The 3,490-nt window shown below is 71.9% G+C and carries 1 protein-coding gene; it reads left to right on the top strand.

Annotation, left to right across the window (positions count from 1 at the left end):
• Positions 1 to 3,490, top strand: a 3,490-nt coding sequence (locus tag ABZ915_RS48695; RefSeq protein WP_361817921.1) for an acyltransferase domain-containing protein, incomplete at both ends; no start/stop codon positions are given.

Genomic DNA, 3,490 nt, shown 5'->3' with positions numbered 1-3,490 from the left:
CTGTCGCTGGCCGATGCGGGGGCGCTGGTCGCGGCGCGGGGACGGCTGATGCAGGCGGCGCGCAGTGGCGGTGCGATGCTCGCCGTCGCCGCACCTGAAGCCCAAGTTGCCTCGGTGCTGGAGGAGTTCACGGGACGCTTGGATCTGGCGGCTGTGAACGGGCCGGCTGCGATTGTCCTCTCCGGTGATGCGGACGCGGTGGAGGAGATCGCCGAGCGGTTCACCGGTGAGGGTGCGAAGGTGAAGCGGCTGACGGTCAGCCATGCCTTCCACTCGACTCACATGGATGAGGCGCTGGAGGAGTTCACCCGCATCGCCTCGACCCTGACCTTCAACCCGCCGACGATCCCGGTCATCTCCAACGTCACCGGCCGGCTCGCCACCGAAGCAGAGCTGACCGACCCGGCCTACTGGGCCCGTCACATCCGTGGCACGGTCCGCTTCCACGACGGCATCCAGACCCTCGCCGCCGAGGGCGTCACGACGTACCTGGAACTGGGTCCGGACGCGGTCCTGACCGCGATGGTCCAAGGCACGCTGGAATCAGGCGAGTTCACGGCAGCCGCCGTACTCCGCAAGGACAGGGACGAGGAGCGCACCTTCCTGTCGGCGCTGGCATCGGTCTACGAGTCCGGAGCCGAAGTCGACTTCGGTCCGCTGATGTCCGGTGGTCGCCGAATCCAACTTCCGACCTACGCGTTCCAGCGTCAGCGATTCTGGCTTCAGGGCACCGCCCGCGCGGATGTGACGGGCGCCGGTCTGGAGAGCCCCACTCACCCGCTTCTGGGTGCGCAGGTGGAGCTGGCCGACTCCGGTCACCTGCTGCTGACCGGCCGTCTCTCCCTGGCCGCGCAGCCCTGGCTGGCCGACCACGCCATCGCCGGCACCGTCCTGCTGCCCGGCACCGCCCTGGTCGACCTCGCCCTGCACACCGCCACCCACACCGGCCACACCACCATCGACGACCTCACCCTCCTCGCCCCCGTGATCCTCGACGACGACGACACACACCTGACCCTCCAGATCACCGCCCAGCCCCCCGCCGAAGACGGCACCCGCGCGCTCACCATCCACACCCGCCCCGACGGCGACGACACCACCTGGACCCTGCACGCCACGGCCACCCTGACGGCCGACACCCCCTCGGCACCTCAACCGATAGGTGCCTGGCCCCCGCCCGGCACCCACCCCGTCGACCTCACCGGCCTCTACGACCGCCTCGCCGACCACGGCTACGACTACGGCCCCACCTTCCAGAACCTCACCCACCTCACCAAAGACCCGGCCACCGGCACCCTCTACGCCACCGTCACCCTCCCCGACACCCTCACCCCCACCGGCCACACCCTCCACCCCGCCCTCCTCGACGCAGCCCTCCACGCCCTCCTCGCCACCAACACCGACCCCACCACCACCCTCATCCCCCACACCTGGACCGGCATCACCACCCACAACACCAGGGAAACCACCACTCTCCAGGTCACCCTCACCCCCACCACCGACACCACCCTCACGATCACCACCCCCGACCTCACCATCACCCAACTCACCCTCCACCCCGTCACCGCCGACCAACTCCGCACCACGTCCCCGGCCTCCCGCGACACGCTGCACGCGCTGAACTGGGTGCCCCTGTCGACCGAGGAGGGTCCGGCGTCCGGTCTCCGTGCCGCCGTCATCGGCGCGGAGGGATCGGCGCTCGCCGGTGCCCTGGGCGAGGGAGTGGCAACGCTCGCCCGTCCGGACGAGTTGCTCGCCGACGGTGCCGCCGTGCCGGACGTCGTGTTCGTCGACCTCCGTCGTACGCCGGCCGGAGACGGTGACGTCGTGGCGGACACGCACACCGCCGTGACAGAGGCGCTGCACCTGGTCCAGCGGTGGCTGGAGGACGAGCGGTTCGGCGCCGGGCGGCTGGTCGTGGTCACCCGGGGCACGCAGGCGACCCGCGCCGGTGAGGACGTCACCGACTTGGCGGGTGCCGCTGTGTGGGGCCTGATCCGTACCGCGCAGAGCGAGTCGCCCGACTGCTTCACGCTGCTCGACCTGGGCGCCGACGGGGAGGAGCCGTCCGCCGGTGCCCTGTGGGCGGCGGTGGCCACGCAGGAGCCCCAACTGGCTGTCCGGAACGGCACGTTGTACGCCAACCGGCTGGCCAAGGCATCCGCGGACCCCGCCCTCGTACCGCCCGGTGACACCCTCGGCTGGCACCTCGGCAGCACCGGCAAGGGAACCCTGGACAACGTCGCCCTCGTCGCCTCACCTTCGGCGACCGGGCCGCTGGGCGAGGGCGAGGTGCGGGTCGCCGTACGGGCGGTCGGGCTGAACTTCCGGGACGTGCTGATCGCCCTCGGGAGTTACCCCGGCGATGCGCCCATGGGCAGCGAGGGTGCCGGTGTCGTGATCGAGACCGGGCCCGGGGTGAGCCGGTTCGCGCCCGGGGACCGGGTGATGGGGCTGTTCGTGGACGGCGGGGGCCCGGTGGCCGTCACCGACCACCGTACGCTGGTCCGCGTTCCGGACGGCTGGACGTTCGCGCAGGCGGCGGCGGCCCCGATCGTCTTCCTGACGGCGTACTACGGGCTGGTGGACCTGGCGGGTCTGCGGGCCGGGGAGCGGCTGCTGGTGCACGCGGCGGCCGGCGGTGTCGGCATGGCCGCCGTGCAGATCGTCCGCCACCTGGGTGCCGAGGTCTACGGCACCGCCTCACCCGGCAAGCAGGACACCCTGCGCGCCCTCGGCCTGGACGACGCCCACCTCGCCAACTCCCGCACCACCGACTTCGAACAGCACTTCCGCACCACCACCGACGGCCAGGGCATGGACGTCGTACTCGACGCCCTGGTCAAGGAGTTCGTGGACGCTTCGCTGCGGCTGCTGCCGCGCGGCGGGCGCTTCCTCGAGATCGGCAAGGCGGACATCCGGGACGCGGACGAGGTCGCCGCACGTCATCCGGGAGTGACGTACCGGGCGTACGACCTCATGGACGCCGGGCCGGACCGTATCCGGGAGATGCTGGACGAACTGCTGGCCCTGTTCGAGGCGGGCGCGCTGACGCCGCTGCCGGTCGCCGCCTGGGACGTTCGCCGGGCCCGTGACGCCTACCGCCACATGAGCCAGGCCCGGCACACCGGAAAGGTCGCGCTGTCGGTCCCGCGGGGGCTGGATCCGGAGGGTACGGTCCTGATCACCGGCGCCACCGGCTCGCTCGGCCGTCTCCTGGCCCACCACCTCACCACCCACCACGGCGTCCGCCACCTGCTCCTGACCAGCCGCCGCGGCCCCGACGCCGACGGCGCCACCGACCTCCTCACCACCCTGCACCAGACCGGCGCCCACGCCAGGCTCGTCGCCTGCGACACCGCCGACCCCGACGCGCTTGCCCACCTCATCGACAGCGTCGACCCCGACCACCCCCTGACCGCCGTCATCCACACCGCCGGCGTCCTCGACGACACCCTCCTCACCCACCTCACCCCCACCCAGCTCACCA

The organism is Streptomyces sp. NPDC046915 (genome assembly GCF_040644935.1).
GTDB lineage: Bacteria > Actinomycetota > Actinomycetes > Streptomycetales > Streptomycetaceae > Streptomyces.
Note: the sequence above shows the minus strand (reverse complement) of the source record. Positions and strands in the feature narration are given on the sequence as shown.